Genomic DNA, 23,617 nt, shown 5'->3' with positions numbered 1-23,617 from the left:
GCCTCGGGCTTCGCGGAGATCCACTACTTCATGACGCTGCCGTGGATCATGATCATGAACCTGGCGTTCGTCCCGTGGCTGCTGTACGTCGCGCTCACCAGCGGGCAGGCGGGCTTCCTCGGCGGGGGCAGCACCCCCCCGGGCGCGGGCCCCCGGGGGGGGTTCCCGGGGGGGCCCCACGCCCCCGGGGGGCCCGCGGGGGCGGCGAGGATCCGCCGGTCCTCGGGCGCGGCGTGCTGGTCGGCCGGGTCCGGTCCCTGCGCGACGTCCACCGCTCCCGTCAACTCCGCCTCGGCCGAGATGCTCTGGAGGTACGCCGCCAGCGCGGCCGTGCCCGGCACGAGGAGCGCCGCCAGCAGCGTCAGCACGAGGACGACGCGGCGCGGCGAGCCGGCGATGGCGTGCAGCATGGACCCCACCCCGTCAGCTCCGCGAGGAGCCGTCGAAGCGCGCCTGGACCTCGACCCCGCCGCCGTTCGCAGCGTTGGTCTCCCCCTGGGTCGGGCCGTCGACCAGATAGACCCGGGCGACGACGATGCTGCCCGCCTCGGGCGCGAGGTCGTTGAGGTTGAGCCGCGGGGTCTTGCCGTCCTGGCCGAGGGACAGGGCGGTGGAGGTCCAGGCGCCGGCCGTGGCGGCGGCGTCGTCGACCTGGGCGACGTCGATGCGCAGGAGCCGGGCGTAGGCGGCGTTCTTGCTCTGCTGGGGCTCCGAGGCCGTCTCGGAGACGTCCTCGAAGGTCAGCTCGAGGGAGGAGTCGAAGGTCGGGGAGGCGTTGAGGACGGGCAGGTTGACGTAGACCGGCGCGCCGCCGGGGACGAGCCGGTCCGCGCCCTCGATGGGGGCGACGCTCTCCGCGTCCGGGTTTGCCTCGACCCACGAGGCCACCGCGTCCACCCGCGACTCCTGGCCGCGGGAGAACTTGAGGTCGTAGCCGTTCCCGGCGCCGCCGAAGCCGCCGCTCCCGCCGAGGTTCAGCAGGCCGTAGTCGGTGAAGGCGGCGCCGGTGATCAGCGCGGCCACGCCCAGGAGGGTCCCGGAGGCGAGGACCGCGCGCTTGCGGCCGGTCCGCCGACGCCGGCGGCGCGGCTGCTCCGCCGCGGAGAGGCCGGGGCCCGGGGCCGCGCCCTCCCCCGGGCCGTCGGCCTCGGGAGCTGCGGGGTGGTGCGATGCGTAGGGTTGGTCGGTCAAGGTGCGTTCCTTTCGATGATGGGTCTCGATGCTGGCCCGGGACGTCCGGGCCACCCCGGCCGGAGGTTCCGCCGGGAGCGGTGGGCCCGGACCCGCTCGCCGCGGGCCCTCCGGCCCGGGCGTGGGATCCCGGCCGGCCGCCGCGGATCCGGCCTGCTCAGCGGACCCGGAGCGTGGGGGTCCCGGCGTCCGTGACGGGTTCGCCGAAGGGGCGTGAGGGGGTGGCGCGGACGGCGTCGTAGATCTTGTAGCCGGTGGACGCGTACCCCCAGGACGCGCCGTTCACCGAGCAGTAGCGCCACGTCGCGCCGGTGGCCGTCCCCGCGCCCCAGGCCCAGACGCGGCCCTCGGCGTCGAACGCCCAGGTGGCGCACTGCGTGGCGGACAGCGTCTCGATCCTGGCTCCTTCCAGGCCCGCGACCCGCCGCGGGAGGACGACGACGCCGTCCCCGTTGCCGGCCCCTCCGACGCAGGACCCGCGGCCCGCCGTCTCCGCCCCGACGGCCTGGCAGACGTTGTTGCGACCCCACCCGTAGACCTCGCCGGACCTCGTCAGGGCCGTCACGGAGGACACCCCCGGCGAGACGGAGGCGACGCCCCGCAGGGCCACCGTGGGCTTGAAGCGCGAGCCGTCCTGCCACCAGCTGGAGGGGTCGTTCGCCGAGGGGATCCGACCCAGGAACGGGCCGCCGAAGTCGTCCTCGGTGCTGATCTGCCAGGTGTAGAGGTCGCCGTTCTGCAGCAGCAGGCGCGGTGCCCGGGCGCTGTAGCCGAAGGAGCGGACCGGGCAGGGGCCCTCGTCCGGCCCGGAACGGCGGGCCACGTCCGCGCAGGCCTCGAGGGTCCGACCCTGCATGTCCCGCACGATCTGCTCGTACCGCTCCTTGCGCAGGGCCTCGGTCCGCCGGGGCGAGGAGCCGGTCAGCTCGCGGGCGTCCTCGTCGTAGACCGCGCCGGAGTTCGTGCGGTAGAGGTCCGGGTACGCCTCGAACAGGGCCCGGTTGGCGGACTCGTTGAGGATCGGGCAGCGCTGGTTGTCCCGGCCGTTGGCGACGCCGTTGTCGTTGTCGAAGCCCCACGAGTAGATCAGGCCGTTGGTGGCCACCGCCGCCGAGGCGTTGTTGCCGCCCCAGACGGAGTGCCACCTGACGCCCGGGCCGTCGCAGTCGCCCCGGCCGTGGGTCGTGGTGGTGGTGTTGGAGCGGGCCGGCAGCTGCCGGTCGGAGGACGAGGAGCTGCGGGGCAGGTTCTCGCCGTCGTAGCCCCAGGACCAAAGCGTACCCTCGGCGTCGAGGGCGAGGAACTGGTTCTCGGAGCGGTCGATCCCCACGATCGGCGGGAGCCGGCCACCGTCCGCGGTCCGCGTGACCTGGCCGGCCCGCAGCGACTCGGTCCGGCCGATGTTCCCGCGGCCGATCAAGGACTTGCCGCCGTACGGGCTGCCCCAGGTCCAGACGCCGCCGGCGTCGTCCAGGGCCATGTAGGAGGTGGAGGCGGAGAAGGAGAAGTCGTTGGAGCTGCCGCCGGCGTCGACGATCCGCACGCCGGCGGGGAAGTTGACCCGGGTGGGGTCCGCCTGGGCGGGGATCGAGCCGCTGCCGTTGCCGTCGCCGGAGTTGCGCATGCCGCTGACGTAGAGGTCGCCGGCGCGGGTCACGTACAGCGTGGAGCCCGCCGACTGGTCGCGGCCGACCGGGCCGACCGGCGGCATGCCCTCGGTGGTCAGGCCCGCCCGCGCGTAGGTGCGGTCCTGGAAGCCCGCCGTGGTGCCCGGCGTCGTGACGAGCAGGATCAGGGCCAGGCCGATGCCCGCCACGGAGGCGGCCGCACGACGCCGGCCAGACCGCCGGGCGCCGGGCCGGTGGGCGTGGACACGGCCGGATCCGCGGGCGCTTCCTCGCCCGGACCGGACGTCCCGGTCGGTCCCCCGGCCGAACCGGACGCCCCGGGCCCTCCCCCCGCCGGACACGGCGTCCCAGGCGTTCCCCCGCCCCCGGGAAGACGCGAGCGTGCGCCGCCGATGTGCCATGAGATCTCCTCCCGCCGTGCCCCTGCTCGGATACGGCCCCTCGCGGGATGCGAAGGGCCGTATCGAGAGTGCCGCCACCGGAGGCGGCTAGGGACCCGAAGGCGCGCGGATGAGTACCGCGCAGGGGAGATTGGGGGCGCTAGGACCGAATTAGGTAACGCCGGCGGTTTATCGGGGAGGCATCAGCTCCCGGACTCGGCCTGCATCGCGAGCTCGTGGATGGTCGACGACGCCGAGGCGGCCACGTGCTGGCGCATGATCATCTCCGCGCGCGCGGCGTCCTTGTCCAGGATGCGCTCCAGGACCCGCTCGTGCTCGCCCGTGGAGGCGCGGATCCGGCCCTTCTGCTTGAGCGAGGTCCGGACCAGGCGGTGGTACGCGAGCTGGTTCATCAGCCGGGAGTAGTGCTCCACGAGCTTCCGGTTGTCCGCGCCCTGCACGATCGTCCAGTGGAACTCGTGGACCAGGCGCGAGTACAGCTCGGCGTCGCCGGCCGCGGCCGCCCGCTCCGAGTCCTCGATGTTGGCCCGCAGCGCGTCCAGCTCGGCGACCGGGCCGCGCTGGGCCAGCAGCCCCGCGGCGAGGCCCTCGAGGCTGCCCTTGATCTGGAACAGCTCCGCCATCTCCCGGTGGTCCGGCTCCCGGATGAAGGTGCCCACCTTGGAGCGGATCTCCACCAGGCCCTCGGCCTGCAGCTGACGCAGGGCCTCGCGGATGGGGGTGCGGCTGACGTCGAACTCCTGCGCGAGCTGCGCCTCGGAGAGCGGGACGCCGAGCTCGACGTCGTCGCTCAGCACCTTGCGGCGCAGGGCGTCGAGCAGAGCGGGCCCGGTCTGGAGGTGCGGCAGGTGATCCAGTGAGGTCATGTCGATATCCTAGGTCGCTGGCGAGGGGCGGGGTGTGCGAAACCGCCCGCCGGAGGGACCCCGGCGGGCGGCTGCGGGAAGGCCGTGGGGCCCCGGCCGAGGGCCGGGCGGTGGCCCGCCGGAGCGGCGCCGCCGCCGGGCCCCCGGCGGCGGCCACGGTGCCGGTTGCTCAGCCCTCCGGCCGCTCGGCCGCCCCGCGCTTGATCTTGTTCACGTCCAGACTGCTGGTGGGCGGGTTCTTGAAGTCCATCCGCAGCGCCTTCTTCTGCACCCGCAGGACGCCGGTGTCGAGGTCGGCGCGCCGGACCGGGCGCGTGAAGTCGTACTCCTGGTCGTCCTTGAGGGACTTGATCAGGCTGATGCCCAGCAGCGCGACGACGACCGTGAACGGCAGCGCGGAGATCATCGCGGCCTGCTGCAGCGCCCCCAGCCCGCCGACCAGGAAGAGGAAGATCGCGCTGACGCCGGTCAGGGCGCCCCAGATCGTCAGGACCAGGCGGCTGGGCTCCAGGGCCCCGCGGGAGGTGAGCATGCTGAGCACGAACGTGTTGGCGTCCGCGCCCGAGACGAAGAACAGCACGACCAGCAGGATCGCGACCACCGAGGTCAGGCCCACCAGCGGCATGTTGCCGAGGGTCTCGAAGAAGGCCGAGTTGACGTCCTCCAGCGCGGCCCGGCCGATCGAGCCGTCCCCGTCCATGTCGAACTTCATCGCCGCGCCGCCGAAGATGGTGAACCAGATGAAGAACACCAGGCTCGGCACGCCCATCACGCCGAAGACGAACTCGCGGATGGTGCGCCCGCGGGAGATCTTCGCCAGGAACACCCCGACGAAGGCTCCCCAGCTGAGCCACCAGGCCATCATGAAGTAGGTCCAGGACTGGTACCACTGCACGTCCTCGGCCGAGACCGGGGTGATGAGGCTGACCATGAAGAAGTCGCTGAGGTACTGGCCCACGGAGCGGAAGAACAGGTTGCCGATGAACCCGGTCGGCCCGACCACCAGGACGTAGAGGGCCAGCAGCACGGAGAGCACCGCGGTGATCTGACTGATGAACTTGATGCCGCGGTTGACGCCCGAGAGCGCCGAGAGCGTGAAGACCACGGTGATGCCGACGATGATCGCGATCTGCACGAACAGCTCGTTGGGGACTCCGAAGACCCGGTTCATGCCCTCGGAGATCTGCGAGGCGCCCAGGCCCAGCGACGTCGTCGTGCCGAACAGGGTGGCGATCACCGCGAGGATGTCCACCAGGTGCCCCAGCCAGCCGTCCATGGACTTGCCGAGGATGGGGCGCAGCATGGGCGAGATCAGGCCGGTGTTGCCGCGGCGGTGCGTGGAGTACGCGATGGCCAGACCGAAGACGCCGAACACGGCCCAGGCGTGCGGGCCCCAGTCGAAGTAGGAGAACTGCAGGGCGCGCACCGCGGCGTCGTAGGTCCCGGGCTCCGCGAGACCGTGCGGCGGGGCCGCGAAGTGGCTGATGGGCTCGGCGACGCCGTAGCTGATCAGCCCGATGCCCATCACGGCCGAGAGGATCATGGCGAGCCAGGCCCAGGTGCTGAACTCGGGCCGGTCGGCGTCGCTGCCCAGCCGCACCCCGCCGAAGCGGCTGAAGGCCAGGAAGAGCATCAGGAGGATGCAGCCGAGGGTCACGAGCAGGTAGGTCCACCCGACGCTGCCGGCGACCCAGTTCATGGCCGAGGTCATGGAGTTGCCGAGGGAGTCGGGGGAGAGCGCGGCCCAGGCGATGAACGCCGTCACCAGGACGATGGATCCGTAGAACACGGCGCCGGGGCGGTGGCGCAGCGCGTGGGCGCGCTGCTGGGCGGCCTGGTCCGCCGGCGGGGCGTCCATGCCGTGGCCGAGCAGCTCGGGCTCCTCGCGCCAGCGCCGCTGCGCTGACTCGAGCGAATCGGGGGCGGTCCCGACGGGGACCCGGCGGGGGGTCCCGCCGTCGGAGGGTCGGGGTGAATCGGGCATGACGTGCTCCACTTCGGGGTGCAGTGCTGGTGTGTGCGGGAGCGGGCTCGAGGGGACGGGCTCGCTGCCGCGGACGGGTTCCCCGTCCAGGGATGGGACCGGCGGTCGTGCGGGCCCCTTACAGGGGCGGGCGCGGCCGGTCGGCGGTGGCGGGGCCGACGCGGCGCGGGGGTCGCGCGCGGTCCTGTGGCGGATGCGGGATGGGGGCCGGGGCGGCCCGTGCGGAGGGCGTCCGCGGGCCGGGTGGCCCGGGTCGGGTACCGCCCGGGCACGGGACGGCCCGGCGCTCAGTCCAGGGGCTCCAACCCGAGGCTGTCGTAGAACTTCCCTGCCTGGTAGATCATAGGCGAATCCTCCCCCGCCTCGGCGGATCGCACGCGTCCGATGAACACGGTGTGGGTCAGGGCCTGGAAGCGCTCTTTCACCTCCACCTCGATCGAGGCCGAGGATCCGTCGATCAGCGGGGTGCCGAATTCGCCCTCGTGCCAGGAGACCTGGTCGAACTTGTCCTGCGCCTTGGAGGCGAAGACCCCCAGCGTCTCCCGCTGGTCCCGGCTCACGATGTTGATGCCGATGTGCTTGGCCCGGAACATCGCGGGGTAGGTCGAGGACGTCTTCTGGACGCACACCAGGACCAGGGGCGGGTCGAGGGAGACCGAGTTGAAGGAGTTCACGGCCAGACCGCGGGGTCGGCCCTCCTCGTCCTTGGTGGTGACCACGGTGACGCCGGTGATGAACTGGCGGTTGAAGGCCTTCAGCGCCTCGCGGGAGGGGTTGCCGCTGAGGTTGTCGACCACCGGCGAGACGTCGTGGGTCTCGAAGGCGGAGGACAGCGACTTCAGACCGAGGTCGGCCAGCAGCGCGCGGGCGTCCCAGGTGACCTCCTCGCTCGCGACCCTGCCCTCGCGCAGGGTGATGAAGTTGGAGCCGTGGGTCGAGACGGTGGACCCGGTCGGGGGCACGCCGTTGAGGGGCTCGGTGAAGGTGCCGGTGGAGTGCCAGTAGACCGCCGCCTCGTCGCCCTCGATGAGGATGCGGTCGACGACCGTCTCGAGGTCCGGGAACGCCGAGCGGATGTCGAGGATCTCGCTCTTGACCCCCTCGATGCTCGTGGACTGGCCGGAGTTGGTGCTCCGGCGCTCGTAGTCCTCGGTGACGATCTCGTCGAAGGCGTCGACGCGCCCCTGGTCCCAGGCGGCGCTCCACGCGTCGACGATGACCCGCTTGGTGTGATCCTGAATACTAAAACTCGCCTGCTGTTGCATGCCAGTAAGAGTAGGACGAGTGTGACGCAGTCGTCAACAGATCCGTCGCCATTCCTAGAAACCCCTGATTTCTTGCGGTTTTGGAGAATCGTTGACACGGGACTGAGAACTGTCGTACGTTCCTTGCATGCAACAGAAGCTAGAGAGCCCACCCTCGCCCACCGCCTTCGAGGAGCTGGCGACCCGCTGCGGCGTCCGCCGGATCACCACCGTGCGGGACGAGCTGCGCCGCGAGGCGGGACGGACGCTCGAGCGCCCCCTCCGCCAGGCCGCGGCCGTCGCCGTGCTGCGCAATCCCTGGCTCGGCGAAGGGCCCGAGAGCGACCTCGGGCCGGCCACCGAGCGGATCGCGCCCCTCCTGGGCAAGATCCTCTCCGACCGGCTGGTCGAGGCCCTGGGCGGCGTCGGGCGCATCGAGGCGTTCGGCAAGGCGGCGCTCGTGGGGCTCGACGGCGAGCTCGAGCACGCCGGCGCGCTGATCCACACCCCCTACTTCGGCAACATCGTCCGCGAGCTGCTGGAGGGCACCTCCGTGCTGTGCTTCGCGGACGGCCGCGCCGAGCCGGGCACCGACCTGCGCGTGCCGCTGTGGCACAAGACCCACGCGACGTCGCGCAAGCACTACCAGACCATGGAGGTCCACCTCCCGGACGCCCCGCGCGCCGACGAGATCTGCGTGATCGCCGCCGCCTCCGACGGGCCGCGCCCGTTCCCGCGGATCGGCGACCGCAGCACCGACCGACCCATCACCACCGAGATCCTGGAGGGACTCCTGCCGTGAACATCCGAAAGATCACCACCCTGACCGAGGAGATCACCAGCGAGGGCGGGCGTCCCGTGGACCCGCCGGCGCGCGTCGTCGTCGTCGCCGCCGTGATCGAGAACCCCTGGAAGGGCCAGGGCTTCGTCGAGGACCTCACCGAGGGCATCGACGCCGTGGCCTCGGACCTGGGCGCCGAGCTGGCCCCGCGAGTCATGGAGGCGCTGGGCACCGAGCTGGAGGCCTACGGCAAGGCGGCCATCGTGGGGCTGGACGGGGAGGTCGAGCACGGCTCGGCGCTGATCCACACGCTGAAGTTCGGCAACCACTTCCGCGACGCCGCGCAGGCCACGACGCTGCTGCCGGCGGTCGAGAAGCGCGCCGCGGCCGGGGCCGTGTTCGACATCCCGCTCAAGCACTTCACCGACGCGACCATCCGCTCCCACCACCAGACGCTCGAGGTCCGCGTGGCCGACGCCCCGCACCCGGACGAGATCCTGGTGGCCCTGGCCGCCGCGGCCCAGGGGCGCCCGCAGCAGCGCCTGGCCCCGCTGTCCACCGAGGCGTGAGCCCGGTGGCCGAGCGGGTGGGCGAGGAGGCGCACGACGCCGCGGGACCCGGTGCCGCGGCGCCGGGCCCTCGCTCCGGCGGGCATCGGGACGCCGGGGCGACCGCGGGATCCGGCCCGGCGCCGGTGGTGCTGCTCCACGGCGTCGGCCTCGACCGGACCGTGTGGGCCGACGTCGAGGAGCGGCTGACCGGCCGCGAGGTCCTCGCCCTGGACCTGCCCGGGCACGGCGCCCAGCCGCCGCTGACCTCCCCGGTCACGCTGCAGGACCTCGCCGACGACGTCGTGGGCCGCCTCCCCGAGGGACCCGTGCACCTGGTGGGCTTCTCGCTGGGCGCGCTGATCGCCCAGCGGATCGCGGCCGCCGCGCCGGAGCGCGTGCTCAGCCTGACCTGCGTCAGCGCAGTGTGCTCGCGCACCCCGGAGGAGGCGGAGGCCGTGCGGGGGCGGCTGGAGACGGCCCGCTCCGACTTCCGCGCCAGCATGGAGCGCGCCGTGGACCGCTGGTTCCCCGGCGACGTCGCCGGCAACCGCGAGCGCCGGGACCGCACCCGCGAGGTGCTGCTGGCCAACGACGTCGAGTCCTACCTGCACGCCTACGCCGTCTTCGCGGTCGGCGACCGGGAGGTGGCCCCCGAGCTGCCCCGGATCACCGCCCCGACCCTGGCCATCACCGGTGAGCTGGACCCCGGGTCCACGCCGGAGATGACCGACCGACTGGCCGACTCCATCGGGGGCGCGCGACGCCGCGTGGTCCCCGGGGTCCGCCACATGCTCCCCGTCGAGGCGCCGGACGCGCTCGTCGGGGAGCTCACCGAACTGATCACCGAAGCGGAAGGAGCCCGTCATGACTGAACGGCTCGATCACTTCATCGGCGGCGAGCACCGCGCGCCGGCGAACGGGACCTGGTTCCCGAGCACCAACCCCGCGACCCTGGAGACCCTCTACGAGGCGGCCCGCGGCGACGAGGCCGACGTCCGCGCCGCCGTCGACGCCGCCCAGCGCGTCTTCGACTCCCCCGAGTGGTCGCGCAAGACCCCGACCCAGCGCGGGCACCTGCTGCGCCGCCTGGGCGACCTCGTGGGTGAGCACGCCGAGGAGCTGGCCTACCTGGAGAGCCTGGACAACGGCAAGCTCCTGCGGGAGATGACGGGGCAGCTGAAGAACCTGCCCGAGTACCTGTACTACTACGCCGGGCTGGCCGACAAGGTGCAGGGCGCCCAGATCCCGACCAGCTCGCCCGAGGTCCTGAACTTCACGCAGCGGGAGCCGCTCGGCGTCGTCGGGGCCATCACGCCCTGGAACTCGCCGCTGACGCTCACGGTCTCCAAACTGGCGCCGGCGCTGGCCGCGGGGAACACGCTGGTCATCAAGCCCAGCGAGTACACCTCGCGGACCGTGCTGCGCCTGGCGGAGCTGGCCGACGAGGCGGGCTACCCGGCCGGGGCGATCAACGTGGTGACCGGGCTCGGCGCCGAGGCCGGAGCGGCGCTGGTGGCCGACCCGCGGCTGGCGAAGATCTCCTTCACCGGGTCCACGCGCACCGGGTCCGCGATCGCCTCCCAGGCGGCCTCCCGGTTCATCGGCTGCACGCTGGAGCTGGGCGGGAAGAGCCCCAACATCGTCTTCGAGGACGCGAACGTGGCCAACGCGGCCATGGGCGTGGTCGCGGGCATCTTCGCGGCCGCCGGGCAGACCTGCATCGCCGGCAGCCGGGTCTTCGCCCACCGCAGCGTCTACGACGAGCTGCTGGAGCGGGTCTCGGAGCGGGCCTCGACCATCCGGATCGGCGACCCGCTCGACGACGCGACCGAGCTGGGCCCGCTGGCCTTCGAGGACCAGCTGGCGAAGGTCCGCTCCTACATCGAGATCGGCGAGTCCGAGGGCGCCACGGTGCGCTACGGCGGGCAGCGGCCCGACGTCGGCCTCCCGGGCTACTTCCTGCAGCCGACCGTGCTCACGGAGACGACCAACGAGATGCGGATCTGCCGCGAGGAGATCTTCGGCCCGGTCGCGGCGATCATGCCCTTCGACACCGAGGACGAGGTGCTGCGCCTGGCCAACGACACCGACTACGGGCTGGCCGCCGGGGTGTGGACCTCCAGCCTGCAGCGGGCGATGCGGATGTCCCAGCGCCTCGAGGCCGGGACCGTGTGGGTCAACACCTACCGGGCGATGTCGCCGATGTCGCCGCGGCAGGGGTTCAAGCAGTCGGGCGTGGGGATCGAGCACGGCCTGGAGTCGATGCAGGAGTACACGCGGCTCAAGAGCATCTGGATCAACACCGACGAGGGCCCCGTCGCCGACCCCTTCGTGATGAGGGGGTAGGGACGTGCCGCTCATCGACATCTCGATCGCCGAGGGCCGGAGCCCGGAGCAGCTGCGGGCGCTGATCGACGGCGTCCACCGCGTCGCGGAGTCCACCGTGGGCGCCGCGCCGGAGAACATCACGGTGATCGTGCGGGAGGTCCCGCACGCCCACTGGTCCCGGACCAACCAGACCATCGCCGAACGGGCCGCGGGGGCGGGCGACGCCGCCGGGCCCGGAACCCACTGACGCATTCCGCCGGGGACGACGTCGTCCCCGCACCGAGCAGAACGAGGAGGACAGCAATGCGTTTCTCGCTATTCATCCACATGGAGCGCTGGGACGAGTCGCTCACCCACGAGGAGCACTGGAAGAACCTGGTGGAGCTGGTGCAGCTCGCCGAGGAGGGCGGCTTCGGCACCGTATGGATCGGGGAGCACCACTCGATGGAGTACACGGCCTCCCCCAGCCCGATGCCGCAGCTGGCCTACCTGGCCGCGAAGACCTCGCGGATCAGGCTGGGCGCCGGCACCATCATCGCCCCGTTCTGGACCCCGATCCGCGCGGCGGGCGAGACGGCGCTGCTGGACGTGATCAGCGGCGGGCGGGCCGAGATCGGGATCGCCCGCGGGGCCTACCAGTTCGAGTTCGACCGCCTGGGCGGCGGCATGCCCGGCGAGGAGGGCGGCCGGTACCTGCGCGAGCTGGTGCCCGCGGTCCGCAAGCTCTGGGAGGGCGACTACGCCCACGACGGCGAGCTGTGGCAGTTCCCCGTCTCCACCAGCGTCCCCAAGCCGGCCAGTCACCGCACCCCGCCGATCTGGGTCGCGGCCCGCAGCCCCGAGACGCACGACTTCGCCGTCGCCCACGGCTGCAACGTCCAGGTCACGCCCCTGATGAAGGGCGACGAGGAGGTCCGGGACCTCAAGGAGAAGTTCGACGCCGCGGTGGCCGCCCACCCGGAGGTCGAGTCGCGGCCCGAGATCATGGTCCTGCGCCACACCTTCGTCCACCCCGCCGACGAGCCCGAGGGCTGGCGGCCCGCCGCGGAGGCCATCAACCGGTTCTACCGGACGTTCTCCGCGTGGGCCTTCGGGAAGAAGGCCCCGGTCGACGGCTTCCTGGAGCCGACGCCGGAGGAGCGCTTCGCCGAGCGCCCCGAGTTCGCCCCCGAGGCGATCCACCGCAACGCGATGATCGGCACCCCGGAGGAGGTCACCGCCCGCATCTGCGAGTACGAGCGGATGGGCTACGACGAGTACGCCTTCTGGACCGACAACTCGCTCTCGCACGAGGAGAAGAAGCGGTCGCTGCAGCTGTTCATCGACGAGGTGGTGCCGCGGTTCGTGTGAGGGGCGGCGTTCCCGAGCACAGCGCATCCGGCGGATGACGCGGCCCGTCCGGTGATGACCGGGCGGGCCGTTCACGTGGGGCCCGCATCCCGAGTAGGTCGACCTGCTTTGAGAGTTAGGTTAGGGTAACCATAGTCATGTGGCGCCCTCTGGGCGTCATTCCCCGAGGGAACGAGGACCCACCCATGCAGAAGATCGTCGAAGAGCTCCGCACCGAGATCGCCGCGGCCCTGGAGGTCGCCCCGGAACAGGTCGACCCCGACGTCGACCTCACTGACCAGGGGCTGGACTCGGTCCGCCTCATGGGCCTCATGGGCCGCATCCAGGACGCGGGCCACTCGGTGGACTACGCCGACCTGGCCGACGACCCGCGCTTGGCGGCCTGGGACCGACTGCTGGGCGCCTGACTACGGCGAGGACGGCCTCCCGGCCTGACGGGTCGGCGGCGTCGGCCCGCCCCTACGCCCCGCGCTGGTGCTTCTTGCTGACCTTCCCCACCCCCGTCTGGGGGAACTCCTCGACGACGCGGAGCAGGTCCGGCATCGCGAACCGGGCCAGGCCCCGCCCGCGCAGGAAGGCGCGCAGCTGCGGCAGCGTCGGCGCCTGCTCCCGCGCCGCGGGCCGGAGGATCACGTAGGCGCAGATCCGCTCGCCGAGCACCTCGTCCGGCACGCCCACCACGGAGACGTCGTGGACGGCGTCGTGCGCCAGGATCTGGTTCTCCACGGCCTCGGGGGCCACCTTCTCGCCGCCGCGGTTGATCTGGTCCTTCGCGCGGCCGACCACCTCGAGGTACCCGCCCGGGGTCAGCCGGACGATGTCGCCGGTGCGGTAGAAGCCGTCCTCGGTGAAGGAGCGGGCGTCGTGCTCCGGGGCGCGGTAGTAGCGGCGGATCGTGTAGGGGCCGCGGGTCTGGAGGTGGCCCGGCTCGCCGTCGGGGACGGGGCGGTCGTGATCGTCGACGAGTCTCACCTCGTCGTGCTCGGACATCGGCGCGCCCTGGGTCCCGACGACGGTGTCCACGGCGTCGTCGAGCCGCGTGTAGTTGACCAGTCCCTCGGCCATGCCGAAGACCTGCTGCAGGACGCAGCCGAGCTCCGGCCCGACCCGGCGCGCGACGCTCTCGCTCAGCTTGGCGCCGCCGATCCACAGGGTGCGCAGCGAGGAGAGGTCGTGCCGCGTGCGCTCCGGGGCGTTGAGCCAGGAGAGCAGCAGCGGCGGGACCAGCGCCGCCTGGGTGATGCCGTGCTCGGCGATCAGGCGGAGGCACGTGGCGGGGCTCGGGTCGGGGGCGATGACGACGGCGCCGCCCACCTGGAGCGCGCCCAGGATGCCGGGCGAGCTCATCGTGAAGTTGTGGGCGCACGGGAGGGCGACGAGCATCGCGTCGCCGGGCCGGACGTCGCACAGCTCGACGCTGCGGCGGACGGAGTAGAGGTAGTCGTCGTGGGTGCGCGGGATCAGCTTGGGGACGCCGGTGGTGCCGCCGGAGAGCTGGAGGAAGGCGAGCGCAGCGGGGTCGACGTCGGCCGCGGGCGGGACCTCGAGGGGGGACGCCGCAGCGCCTTCCGGCACCGCGATCCCGGAGGGCGCGGCGGACGGGGCGGTGTCGGCGGACGGGGCGGCGCCAGCAGATGCGCCCTTCTCGACCGCCCACGGGTCCGCCGCGCGGTGGTCAACGGTCACGATCCGCACGCCGGGGTGCTCCTCGCGCAGCCCCTCGACGACGGCGGCCGCGTCCGCCCCGGCCGAGCGCGCGCCGACGTAGTGGGTCGCCTCGGCGATCCGGCAGAAGTGCCCGACCTCGAGCCGGCCGTGCGCCGGCAGCGCGAAGACCGGGACGGCACCGAGCCGGAAGAGCGCCAGGACCACGTCCAGGAACACCGCGGCGTTGGGCAGCTGCACGACGACGCGCTCCCCCTTCCGGACCCCGGCGGCGGCCAGGTGCGCGGAGGCGGTGCGGACGGCGTCGCCGAGCTCGGCGTAGGTGAGGCGGCGGGCGGCGTCGGACACCGCGAGCCGGTCCGGGTGCCGGCGGATGGTCTCCTCGACCATGCCCCAGTGGGTCTGCCCGGTCCACAGGCCGAGCTCCCGGTACCTCCGGGCGGCCTCGGGCGGGAAGCCGTTGGGCAGGACGGCCTCCTGCTCGGCGGCTTGGGCGGTGGACTCCGTGAACTCGCGGACGGGCATGGGGCTCCTGGGGTGGTCGGGGCGGGTGCGGCCCGGCGGATTCGCTCCCCACCAGGCGCGTTGCTTAGGTTAGCCTATCTTTCCCTTTCGATGCTTGCACCACCCTCTCATACGCCGAAGGGGGCGGTCACGAAGGATTCTCATCTACGGAAAACCACTCTGATGACCCAGGAGAATTCCGGAGGGTGAGGCCGCCTTGTCTTTTCTGTTTCTGTCGCACAATAATGGAATGCCCATCGAATTCACGCGGAGCGCCGCGCGGCACGGCATCGACGGCACCGACGCGATCTACGCCATGACCCATGCGCACGAGACTCAGCCGTTCACGGACCGACATGGAAGACGCGCCATGCTGTTCATAGGGCCGCCCCACGCCCAAACCGATCGACTGGTCGAAGTGATCGCCTCGATCTCGAGTGACACCATCCTGGTGTACCACGCGATAGAGACAGGAAGGACCCATCATGACCATCCCTGGCGAGCGCTACTACGAACAGCTGGCCGACGATGCCGAAGCAGGCGACCTCGCTCCCGCCGGTCCCCGGCTCACCGGCGAGGCAGCTCGAAGAGCGGCGCTCGCGCTGTTCCGAGAGACGATCGGAACTGACGATCCGGACGAAATAATGCGCCGAGGTCGCCCGAGGCTCGCGGGAACCTCCAGCACCGTCACGGGTGCCTCGCCCCGGTGGAACCTCCGCGTCTCGGAGGATCTGAACGCGGCGGTCGACCGCGTCGCCCGGGAGAGCGGACGGCCCAAGTCGGAGGTCATTCGCCAACTCGTCGCCCGCCAGATCGACGCGTTGGACCAGTCGTCCTGAATCGCGCCCCCTTTCACAGCCGGGTCATAGCCGCCGCAGGGACGGGCGCTAAGAGGGGTTCCTAGAGTCGGGTCAGGAGGAGGCGGCGGACGAGCGCCCGGTGAACGACGCCGGGCGCGCCGCCCCGGACACATCTGGCCGCCGGGTCGCATCCGCCGCCTCCTCGCCGACCGAAAGGACCCCGTCATGAGCCCCCTCTTCTCCCGCCGACGCAGCCCGCGCCCCTTCCCGGCCGCCTCCGAGCATGGCGAGGGCCGCGCCGAGGGTTCCCGCCCGGGCGACCCCGCCGGGACCCCTCCGGGCGGTGCCGCATCCCGCTCCGGCGGCGTCGGGTCCCGCGCCGCGGCGGAGGAGCCCGTGCGCACCTTCGAGGGCCGCGTCCTGGACCGCCAGGACGAGGACGTCGAGGACCAGGGGCTGCGCTTCGACCTCGGGACGCTGCTGGACCGGCGCCGGGTCCTGGGCGTCGCGGGCGCCGGGGCCGGGGCGCTGCTGCTGGCCGCCTGCTCGACCCAGGAGGAGACCTCCTCCGACACGACCGCCGAGGCCAGCCCCTCGGCGTCGAGCGCCTCCCCCAGCGCCACCGCGACCCAGGACTACGACGAGGAGATGCCCCAGGAGACCGCGGGCCCCTACCCCGGCGACGGCTCCAACGGCGAGGACGTGCTGGAGATCAGCGGCGTCGAGCGCAGCGACATCCGCTCGAGCATCGACGGCGGGGCCACCGCCGCGGGCGCGGCGATGACCCTCCGGATGAACATCGTGGACATGGTCAACGACGACGGCCCGCTCACCGGCGCCGCCGTCTACGTCTGGCACTGCGACGCCGAGGGCAACTACTCCATGTACGCCGACGGCCTGACCGAGGAGACCTACCTCCGCGGCGTCCAGGTGGTGGGCGACGACGGCACGGTCACCTTCACCTCGATCTTCCCCGGCTGCTACTCGGGCCGGTGGCCGCACATCCACTTCGAGGTCTTCCCCGACGTCGCCTCGATCACCGACGCGTCCAACGCGATCCTGACCTCGCAGATCGCCCTGCCGCAGGAGGTCTGCGCGCAGGTCTACGCCGACTCCGCCTACGGCGACTCGGCCACCAACCTCTCCCAGGGCTCCCTCGAGTCGGACAACGTGTTCTCCGACGGGTGGGACCTCCAGCTCGCGGCGGTCACCGGCGACTCGTCATCGGGGTACACGGTCAGCATCGACGTGCCGATCGACACCAGCACCGAGCCCGAGCAGGCGTCCATGGGCGGGATGCCGGGCGGCGGGGGCGGCGAGCCGCCCGCGGGCGGGATGCCCGGCGGCGGGCAGTGAGACGCCGGCTGCGCGCCACCCCGGCCGGACCCCCACCGCCCCAGTCCGACCCGCAACGCCCCGGCCCGCCCGGGCCGTTCGTGCGATGACCATCGACCACTCGACGAATAGTGTGTGAACCATGAGCCAGAACTCTTCCGCCTCGGCCGCGGAGATCGCCAGGAGCCTGCCGTCCCTGCAGCACCCGGACGGCAGCCGCATCCGCGCGCTCGTCGTCGACGACGAGGCCATGCTCGCCGAGCTGATCGGCGCCGGGCTGCGCATGACCGGCTGGGAGGTCCGCCAGGCCGGCGACGGCCCCAGCGCGCTCGACGCCGCCCGCGAGTTCCGCCCCGACGTGCTGGTCCTGGACATCATGATGCCCGGGTTCGACGGCGTCGAGCTGCTGAGCCGCATCCGCCGCTTCGCCCCGGGGGTCCCCTGCCTGTTCCTGACCGCCAAGGAGTCCGTGGACGACCGGATCCGCGGCCTGGCCGCCGGCGCGGACGACTACGTGACCAAGCCCTTCTCGATGGAGGAGGTCATCATCCGGCTGCACCGGCTGGTCCAGCGCTCCGGCGTCGCGGCGATGGACGAGGACGAGCTGGTCGTGGGCGACCTGGTGATGCACCAGGGCAGCCGCGAGGTCACCCGGGACGGGGAGGAGGTCCAGCTGACCGCCACGCAGTTCGAGCTGCTGCGCTACCTCATGGAGAACCCCCGCCGCGTGGTCTCCAAGGCGCAGATCCTGGACAACGTGTGGAACTACGACTTCGGCGGGCAGGCCAACATCGTGGAGCTCTACATCTCCTACCTGCGCAAGAAGATCGACGCCGGCCGGGAGCCGATGATCCACACCGTGCGCGGGGTCGGCTACGTCATCAAGCCCGTCTCCTGATGATCGACGCCGAGCGCCCCACTGCCGGCCACAGCGCGTTCGGGTCCGGCCGCTGGCGCCTGCGCACCCGCCTCATCGCGATCCTGCTGGCCTTCCTGGGCCTCGCCTGCCTGGCGATCGGCGCCGTGAGCTACGCGGCGACGAACGCCTCCCTGACCGCCCAGCTGCGCTCCCAGCTCACCGAGGCCTCGGACCGCGCCACCAGCTTCCGCGGGCCCGGCCCCGAGGCGCGGGAGCGCTCCGACGCGCCCAACCCCCTGAACGCGCCCGGGCAGGCCGCCGGGACGCTGAACGCGCGCTTCGCGGACGGCGAGCTGGTGGTCGGCGGCCTCCTGGACACCAGCGGCGACACGGTGGACCTCACGGCCGGCGACGAGTCCGAGCTCGCCGCCCTGGAGCCCGGCGCCGACCCCTCGGAGATCGACCTCTCGGCCGGGGACTACCTCGTGGTCGCGGACACCGACGCCTCGGGCGCGACCGTGGTCACCGGCCTCCCCCTGTCCGGGATCCACCGGACGCTGACCTCGCTGCTGCTCATCACCGCGGGGGTCTCGGGGGCGGCGCTGCTGCTCGCGGGGCTCCTCGGCTCGGTCGCGATCCGCCGGACGATGAAGCCGCTCGAGCGGGTCTCCGCGGTGGCCACCGGCGTCTCGCGGCTGGACCTGGGCTCGGGCCAGCTGCCGGCCGAGTCCCGCGTGGCGCCCGAGGACGCGCGCCCCGGGACCGAGGTGGGCGCCGTCGGGCACGCCCTGAACCGGATGCTCGGCAACGTCGACGCCGCGCTGACCGCCCGCCAGCGCTCGGAGGACCGGGTGCGGGAGTTCGTCGCGGACGCCTCGCACGAGCTGCGGACCCCGCTCGCGGCGATCCGCGGCTACTCGGACCTGGTGCGGTGGACCGAGCGGCTCAGCGACGACGGCGTCGTGTCCCTCAGCCGGATCGACACCCAGGCCCAGCGGATGGCGGCCCTGGTCGAGGACCTGCTGCTGCTCGCGCGGCTGGACGAGGACCACCGGCCGGCCGCGGAGGAGGTGGACCTGACGGAGCTGGTCGTGGAGAACGTGACGGACCTGCAGGTCGCGGCGCCGAAGCACCGCTGGGTGCTCGAGCTGCCGGACGAGCCGGTGACCGTCCGCGGCGACCCGCGGCAGCTGCAGCGGGTGCTGCTGAACCTGCTCTCGAACGCCCGCAAGCACACCGACGAGGGTACGCTGGTGACCACCGCCCTGACGCTCGCGCCGGGCGAGCGCGAGGCGGTGCTGAGCGTGACCGACGACGGCCCCGGCATCGACCCCGGGTTCCTGCCGGAGGTCTTCTCCCGCTTCGCGCGGGCCGACCGGGCCCGCTCGGGGGAGGCCGGGACCACCGGCCTGGGACTGGCCATCGTCAAGGCCATCGTGGAGAACCACGGGGGCCGGATCGAGGTGGCCTCGCGGCCCGGGCGCACCGCGTTCTCGGTGCGGCTACCGCTGCTGGGCGCCGGAGGGCCGGGCCGGGCGGCCGACGCCGAAGGACCGGGCCGAGCACCGGGTGCCGAAGGGCCGGGCCGAGCGTCGGGTGCCGGAGAACGGGGCCGGGCGACGGTCGCCGACGAGGCGGGCGCTCCCGGCGGGACGGGCCGGCCGACGCCGGGGCCCACCGGGGAGCGGGTGAATCCCGCGCACGGGGAGGAGAGGTGAGCGCGATGCGCGATCGCCACGCGAGCCGCGCGGCGGAGAACGGCCGCGCCGAGAGGAACCGCCAGGCAGAGGGGACCCGCCGCGCGGACGAGGGCCCCCGGATCAAGGGCGGTCGCCACCCACGACCCGCGCCGCGTGCCGATGCGGCCCCGCACGCCGACGCGACCCCCGACGTCGCCGCCGCCTACACCGCCCGCGCCGACGAGTACGCCGGCCTGCTGGGCAGCGTCGAGGCCATGGCGCCCGAGGACCGCGCCCTGATCGCCCGCTTCGCCGACGACGTCGCGGGCCCGGTCTGCGACGTCGGCTGCGGCCCCGGCCACTGGGCGGGCTTCATCGCCGAGCGCGGCCACCGCGTCCTCGGCTACGACCCCTCGCCCAGGTTCGTCGAGATCGCCCGCCGGGCGCATCCCCAGGCGGAGTTCCTGCTCGGCGACGTCGCGGCCCTCGCCGAGGCCCCCGGCCGGTACGGCGGCGTCCTCGCCTGGTACTCGCTGATCCACCTGCGGCCCCCGCACCTGCCCGCCGCGCTGGAGACGCTGGCCGACGCGCTCGCCCCGGGCGGGCGGCTGCTGCTCGGCTTCTTCGACGGGGACGACGTCGAGCCCTTCCCCCACGCCGTAACCACGGCCTACCGGTGGCCCCGGGAGCGGCTCGCGCGCCTCGTGGAGGCGGCCGGGCTCGAGGTGCTCGAGGTCGGGCACCGGGTGCCCAAGGGGGCCCGGCCCCACGCGTCCGTCCTGGCCGCGGCCCCCGGACGCGCGGCGGACCCGGATGAAGCGGTGGCTACGGGCGGCGCGGTGGACCCCGGGGAGCGCGGCGAACCCCGGACGCGCGGCGGCCACGGGTGGCGCGGCCGCCGCCGGAGGAGCTGAACGGTCCCATGGAGCATGAGCGACTCGACGTCGAGATCGTCGACCACGGATTCCTCACCCGGGCGCACCTGAGCCACCTCGGGCGGCTCTTCGACGCGGAGTACCGCCACACCCACGGCGCCTGGACGCCGCACCGACCCTACGGCTACTCGCCGGCCGACGTGCACGTCCTGGTCTACCGCGACGCCGACCTGCTCGGCCACGCGGGGTTCCAGCAGCGCACCATCGCGGTCGGGCACCGCACCGTCCACGTGGCCGGGACCGGCGGGGTGCTCATCACCGAGGCCGCGCGCGGGACCGGGATCGGGCGGATCCTGCTGCTGCACACCCACCGCGCGATGCGGGAGACGCCGCGGGTCGAGTTCGGCTACCTCGGGTGCCGGGAGGGCGTCGTCCCGTTCTACGAGTCGGAGGGGTGGCACCGGATCGCGGCGGCCGAGCGGTCGCTCTCCCGGGCCACCGGGCGCCAGGTCTACGTGCCCGCCGGGGCGCCGATCATGATCCTGCCGGTGACCCGCGGGGTCGCCGAGTGGCCGCGGGGCGTCGTCGACCTCCGCGGGACGCCCTGGTGAGGGGCCGAGACCGCACCGCACCGTCCGACAAGAACCCCGCACCCGGGGGCAACCCCTGAGACGCGCATCACGTCCAGACTGGTGGCAATCGACACGCCCCGTCGCGAAGGAGTGAGCATGCCCGTCACCGTATTCACCGCCGGTCAGATCGAGACCCTCGACCCAGCCGTCGGCCGCGTCGGCGCCCTGGCCGTCGAGGACGGCCGCGTCGTCGCCCACGGCGAGCGCGCCGAGGCGATGAAGGGCGGCGCCGAGGTGGTGGACCTCGGGCCGTTCGCGATGCCCGGTCTCATCGACGTCCACAACCACCACGCGGTCGCGGGGCAGATCGACCTCTTCGAGTTCCAGACGGCCCCGACCGCGAGCCTCGACGAGATCCTCGCCGCCCTGGGTCGCTACATCGAGGGCTCCGGGGAGAGCGGCTGGATCATCGGCGGCAGCTGGGGCTCGGGGCTGCACGAGCAGCTCCAGGCCCCGGGCGTGCGCGAGCGCTTCGACGAGGTCACCGCCGGGCGGCCGCTGATGTTGCGCGACGACTCGAAGCACAACCGCTTCGCCAACTCCGAGGCCCTGCGCCGGGCCGGCATCGACGCCTCGACGCCGAACCCCCCGGGCGGCGAGATCCTGCGGACCGCGGGCGAGCCCAACGGCGTCCTGCTCGAGGCCGGTGGCCTGATGGTCGAGCGGGCCTTCCAGCGCGAGGAGCCGAGGTGGGCCGAGCGGCTCACCGAGTCCAGCGAGCGCGCGATCGGGATGCTGCACTCCTACGGGATCACGGCGTTCCAGGACGCGGCGGCGTCGGCCCAGCTGATGCGGGCGCTGAAGCACCTCGACGACGAGGGGCGGCTGCACGCCTGGGTCGTGACGAGCATGCTGGCCAACGACTTCATCTTCGGCGTCCAGCCGCTGGGCGAGGCGATCATCGCCGAGCGCGAGGGCACCGCGAGCCGCCACCACCGCCCGGACTTCATCAAGATCTTCCTCGACGGCGTCCCGCCCTCCCGCACCGGCGCCTTCCTGGAGCCCTACCTGCCGGACCCGTGTGGCCACACGACCCGCGGCGAGCCGTCCATGACCCAGGAGGAGCTCACCGAGTGGATGCGGACCACGGCCCGCCGCGGGATCGGGGCCAAGATCCACTGCACGGGCGACGCCTCGGTGCACATGGTGCTCGACGCCGCCGAGGCCCTCTGCGCGGAGGGGTACCGCGGGGCGCGGTGGCAGATCGCCCACGGCCAGTTCGTCGCCGCCGGGGACGTCCCGCGGTTCGCCCGGACCGGCGTCGTCGCCGACATCTCCCCGGCCCTGTGGTTCCCCGGCGTCATCCCCGAGGCCATCGCCACGGTCCTGCCCGCCGAGCGGGCGACCAGGATGCAGCCCAACCGCTCCCTCCTCGACGCCGGGGCGACCATCGCCGGCGGCTCCGACTGGCCGGTGAGCACCACCCCGGAGGTCTTCTCCGCAGTGTACGGCCTGGTCACTCGCCGGGATCCGAGCGGGGCCTTCCCAGGCACGCTCTGGCCCGAACAGGCGATCACCCGCGACGAGGCCCTGCGCGCCTACACCGTGGCCGCGGCCCGGGCGATCGGCGTCGACGACGTCGCGGGCGACCTCGGCCTCGGCAAGTCAGCGGACCTCGTCTCGCTCCCCGTCGACCCGTGGTCGGCGGACCTGGAGCGCCTCACCGACCTGCCCGTGGACTCCACGTGGTTCGCCGGCCGCCTCGTCCACGAAAGGTCAGCGTCATGACGCTCGGCGAATCCCCCCGCGCCGAGACCCGCGGCGGGCACGACTCCGCCAGCCGGCGGATCTACCTGTTCACCGGGGTGTTCTCCTCGGTGCTCTACACCGTCCTGCTGGTCGCGCCGGTCATCGCGCTGCCACTGATCACCAAGTACGGGCTCGGACCGGCCCAGGTCGGCCTGCTCTTCTCCTGCGAGCTGGGCGCCTTCAGCCTCACGACCGTCCCCGCCTACTTCTGGCTGACCCGGGTCCCGCTGCGGCTCGCGGTCACGGTGTGCACGGTCCTCGTCATCGCGGGCAACGTCGCCTCGGGGTTCATCCCGGACTTCGGGGCGCTGCTGGTGGTCCGCGTCGTCACCTCCCTCGCGGCGGGATCCATCACCGTGGTGCTGCTGGCCCTGGGCCCGCGGTCCGCGAACCCCGGGCGCGCCTTCGGCGTCTTCGTGGTCTGCCAGCTGGCCATGGGCGCCCTGATCCTCGCGGTCTTCCCGGCGATCTACGCCAACGCGGACGTCTCGGCGATCTACTGGACGCTCGCGGGCCTGAGCGTGGCCTGCCTGTTCTTCATCCCGCTGCTGCGCGGCTTCGACCTCTCGGTCGACGCGGGCCAGGTGCGGCGGCTCGACCGCTCCCAGGTCCTGCCGTTCGCGGCCGGCCTGGTGTCCATCGTGCTGTTCTACGTGGGGCTGAGCGGCATCTGGTCCTTCATGGGCCAGGTCTCGATCGGGGCGGGGAACTCCCCGGGCGCCACGAGCATCGTGCTGTCGATCGCCACGGCCGCGGGCATCGCCTCGGCGCTGCTGGCCACCGTGCTGGGCGAGAACCCGCGGCGCCGGGCCTTCCTGCTCGGCGGGTTCGTGGTGATGGCCGGGGCGGTGCTGGTGCTGCTGGGCGGCCCGGCCCTGGTGCGCTTCGCGGTGGCCGCGATCCTGTTCAAGTTCGGCTGGACCTTCGTCTTGCCGTACCTGCTCTCGGCCATGTCGGCCCTGGGCGGCGGGCCGCAGGTCATGAACACGGCGAACCTGATGATCGGCGGCGGCTTCGCCCTCGGGCCGATCGTCGCGGGCGTCCTCATGCAGGCCTCGGGCGGGTTCACCTCGATGATCGTGGTCTCCGCGGTGAGCCTGGTCGTGGCGCTGCTGTGCGCGATGCTGCTGACCCGGCACCCGCAGCTGCGGCCGGCCGGGGAGGCGCCGCGGGGCTGAGCCGCCCGCCGCAGACC

At 73.0% G+C, this 23,617-nt stretch carries 22 protein-coding genes; 15 read left to right on the top strand and 7 right to left on the bottom strand.

All coding sequences use genetic code 11. From position 1 onward, the window contains the following. Positions 1 to 23: 23 nt before the first annotated feature. The 6 genes from NBM05_RS13400 to NBM05_RS13375 all read right to left on the bottom strand — a co-directional run bounded on the left by NBM05_RS13400 (position 24) and on the right by NBM05_RS13375 (position 7,335). Positions 24 to 410, bottom strand: a complete 387-nt coding sequence (locus NBM05_RS13400) for a hypothetical protein (protein ID WP_254168445.1) — start codon at positions 408 to 410, stop codon at positions 24 to 26. Between the two features lie 13 nt (positions 411 to 423). Further along, positions 424 to 1,191: a hypothetical protein gene (locus NBM05_RS13395; protein ID WP_254168443.1), complete on the bottom strand. Its 768-nt coding sequence runs from the start codon at positions 1,189 to 1,191 to the stop codon at positions 424 to 426. A 157-nt stretch (positions 1,192 to 1,348) separates the two neighbouring features. Further along, the gene (locus tag NBM05_RS13390) at positions 1,349 to 3,007 is read right to left on the bottom strand and encodes an RCC1 domain-containing protein (protein ID WP_254168441.1); all 1,659 of its coding nucleotides are present in this window, start codon (positions 3,005 to 3,007) and stop codon (positions 1,349 to 1,351) included. Positions 3,008 to 3,402: 395 nt separating this feature from the next. Then, the gene (locus NBM05_RS13385) at positions 3,403 to 4,086 is read right to left on the bottom strand and encodes a GntR family transcriptional regulator (RefSeq protein WP_254168438.1); all 684 of its coding nucleotides are present in this window, start codon (positions 4,084 to 4,086) and stop codon (positions 3,403 to 3,405) included. Positions 4,087 to 4,255: 169 nt separating this feature from the next. Further along, entirely contained in the window at positions 4,256 to 5,944 is a 1,689-nt protein-coding gene (locus NBM05_RS13380) for a BCCT family transporter (protein WP_254168450.1), read from the bottom strand. Between the two features lie 413 nt (positions 5,945 to 6,357). Further along, on the bottom strand, positions 6,358 to 7,335 hold the full coding sequence (locus NBM05_RS13375; protein ID WP_254168436.1) for a flavin reductase: 978 nt from the start codon (positions 7,333 to 7,335) through the stop codon (positions 6,358 to 6,360). A gap of 127 nt (positions 7,336 to 7,462) precedes the next feature. On the opposite strand from NBM05_RS13375, the gene NBM05_RS13370 reads away from it, so the two are divergent. From NBM05_RS13370 to NBM05_RS13340, 7 genes are all read left to right on the top strand, one after another. Further along, on the top strand, positions 7,463 to 8,116 hold the full coding sequence (locus tag NBM05_RS13370) for an amino acid synthesis family protein (RefSeq protein ID WP_254168434.1): 654 nt from the start codon (positions 7,463 to 7,465) through the stop codon (positions 8,114 to 8,116). Next, on the top strand, positions 8,113 to 8,664 hold the full coding sequence (locus NBM05_RS13365) for an amino acid synthesis family protein (protein ID WP_254168432.1): 552 nt from the start codon (positions 8,113 to 8,115) through the stop codon (positions 8,662 to 8,664). Before NBM05_RS13370 ends, NBM05_RS13365 begins: the two co-directional genes overlap by 4 nt. Further along, positions 8,661 to 9,518 (top strand): alpha/beta fold hydrolase, encoded by an 858-nt coding sequence (locus NBM05_RS13360; RefSeq protein WP_254168431.1) that lies wholly within the window; start codon positions 8,661 to 8,663, stop codon positions 9,516 to 9,518. The genes NBM05_RS13365 and NBM05_RS13360 overlap by 4 nt, the downstream gene beginning before the upstream one ends. Beyond that, the gene (locus NBM05_RS13355) at positions 9,511 to 10,992 is read left to right on the top strand and encodes an aldehyde dehydrogenase (protein ID WP_254168429.1); all 1,482 of its coding nucleotides are present in this window, start codon (positions 9,511 to 9,513) and stop codon (positions 10,990 to 10,992) included. The genes NBM05_RS13360 and NBM05_RS13355 overlap by 8 nt, the downstream gene beginning before the upstream one ends. Before the next feature lie 4 nt (positions 10,993 to 10,996). Further along, entirely contained in the window at positions 10,997 to 11,221 is a 225-nt protein-coding gene (locus NBM05_RS13350) for a tautomerase family protein (protein WP_254168427.1), read from the top strand. Positions 11,222 to 11,277: 56 nt separating this feature from the next. Further along, entirely contained in the window at positions 11,278 to 12,324 is a 1,047-nt protein-coding gene (locus tag NBM05_RS13345) for an LLM class flavin-dependent oxidoreductase (RefSeq protein WP_254168425.1), read from the top strand. 185 nt (positions 12,325 to 12,509) lie between these two features. After that, positions 12,510 to 12,731: a phosphopantetheine-binding protein gene (locus tag NBM05_RS13340; protein ID WP_254168423.1), complete on the top strand. Its 222-nt coding sequence runs from the start codon at positions 12,510 to 12,512 to the stop codon at positions 12,729 to 12,731. Between the two features lie 52 nt (positions 12,732 to 12,783). On the opposite strand, the gene NBM05_RS13335 is transcribed toward NBM05_RS13340, so the two are convergent. Next, positions 12,784 to 14,514 carry a (2,3-dihydroxybenzoyl)adenylate synthase gene (locus NBM05_RS13335; RefSeq protein WP_254168421.1) on the bottom strand — a complete coding sequence of 577 codons (1,731 nt, stop codon included), beginning with the start codon at positions 14,512 to 14,514 and terminating at the stop codon, positions 12,784 to 12,786. Between the two features lie 464 nt (positions 14,515 to 14,978). On the opposite strand from NBM05_RS13335, the gene NBM05_RS13330 reads away from it, so the two are divergent. From NBM05_RS13330 to NBM05_RS13295, 8 genes are all read left to right on the top strand, one after another. Then, positions 14,979 to 15,332, top strand: a complete 354-nt coding sequence (locus NBM05_RS13330; RefSeq protein WP_254168419.1) for a ribbon-helix-helix protein, CopG family — start codon at positions 14,979 to 14,981, stop codon at positions 15,330 to 15,332. A gap of 186 nt (positions 15,333 to 15,518) precedes the next feature. Continuing rightward, positions 15,519 to 16,649, top strand: a complete 1,131-nt coding sequence (locus NBM05_RS13325; RefSeq protein ID WP_254168417.1) for a dioxygenase family protein — start codon at positions 15,519 to 15,521, stop codon at positions 16,647 to 16,649. A gap of 121 nt (positions 16,650 to 16,770) precedes the next feature. After that, on the top strand, positions 16,771 to 17,526 hold the full coding sequence (locus tag NBM05_RS13320; RefSeq protein ID WP_302184014.1) for a response regulator transcription factor: 756 nt from the start codon (positions 16,771 to 16,773) through the stop codon (positions 17,524 to 17,526). After that, positions 17,526 to 19,205 (top strand): sensor histidine kinase, encoded by a 1,680-nt coding sequence (locus tag NBM05_RS13315; protein ID WP_254168415.1) that lies wholly within the window; start codon positions 17,526 to 17,528, stop codon positions 19,203 to 19,205. Before NBM05_RS13320 ends, NBM05_RS13315 begins: the two co-directional genes overlap by 1 nt. A 5-nt stretch (positions 19,206 to 19,210) precedes the next feature. Further along, positions 19,211 to 20,080, top strand: a complete 870-nt coding sequence (locus tag NBM05_RS13310) for a class I SAM-dependent DNA methyltransferase (protein WP_254168413.1) — start codon at positions 19,211 to 19,213, stop codon at positions 20,078 to 20,080. 8 nt (positions 20,081 to 20,088) lie between these two features. Continuing rightward, complete coding sequence (locus NBM05_RS13305; protein WP_254168410.1) at positions 20,089 to 20,652, top strand: GNAT family N-acetyltransferase; 564 nt, start codon at positions 20,089 to 20,091, stop codon at positions 20,650 to 20,652. A gap of 117 nt (positions 20,653 to 20,769) precedes the next feature. After that, positions 20,770 to 22,401, top strand: coding sequence for an amidohydrolase (locus NBM05_RS13300; protein WP_254168408.1), 1,632 nt, complete (start codon positions 20,770 to 20,772; stop codon positions 22,399 to 22,401). Then, positions 22,398 to 23,600: an MFS transporter gene (locus NBM05_RS13295; protein ID WP_254168406.1), complete on the top strand. Its 1,203-nt coding sequence runs from the start codon at positions 22,398 to 22,400 to the stop codon at positions 23,598 to 23,600. The genes NBM05_RS13300 and NBM05_RS13295 overlap by 4 nt, the downstream gene beginning before the upstream one ends. The last annotated feature ends 17 nt before the right edge of the window (positions 23,601 to 23,617 follow it).

Source organism: Rothia santali, assembly GCF_024199905.1.
GTDB lineage: Bacteria > Actinomycetota > Actinomycetes > Actinomycetales > Micrococcaceae > Rothia > Rothia santali.
This window is presented reverse-complemented; position numbering and strand designations above follow the sequence as displayed.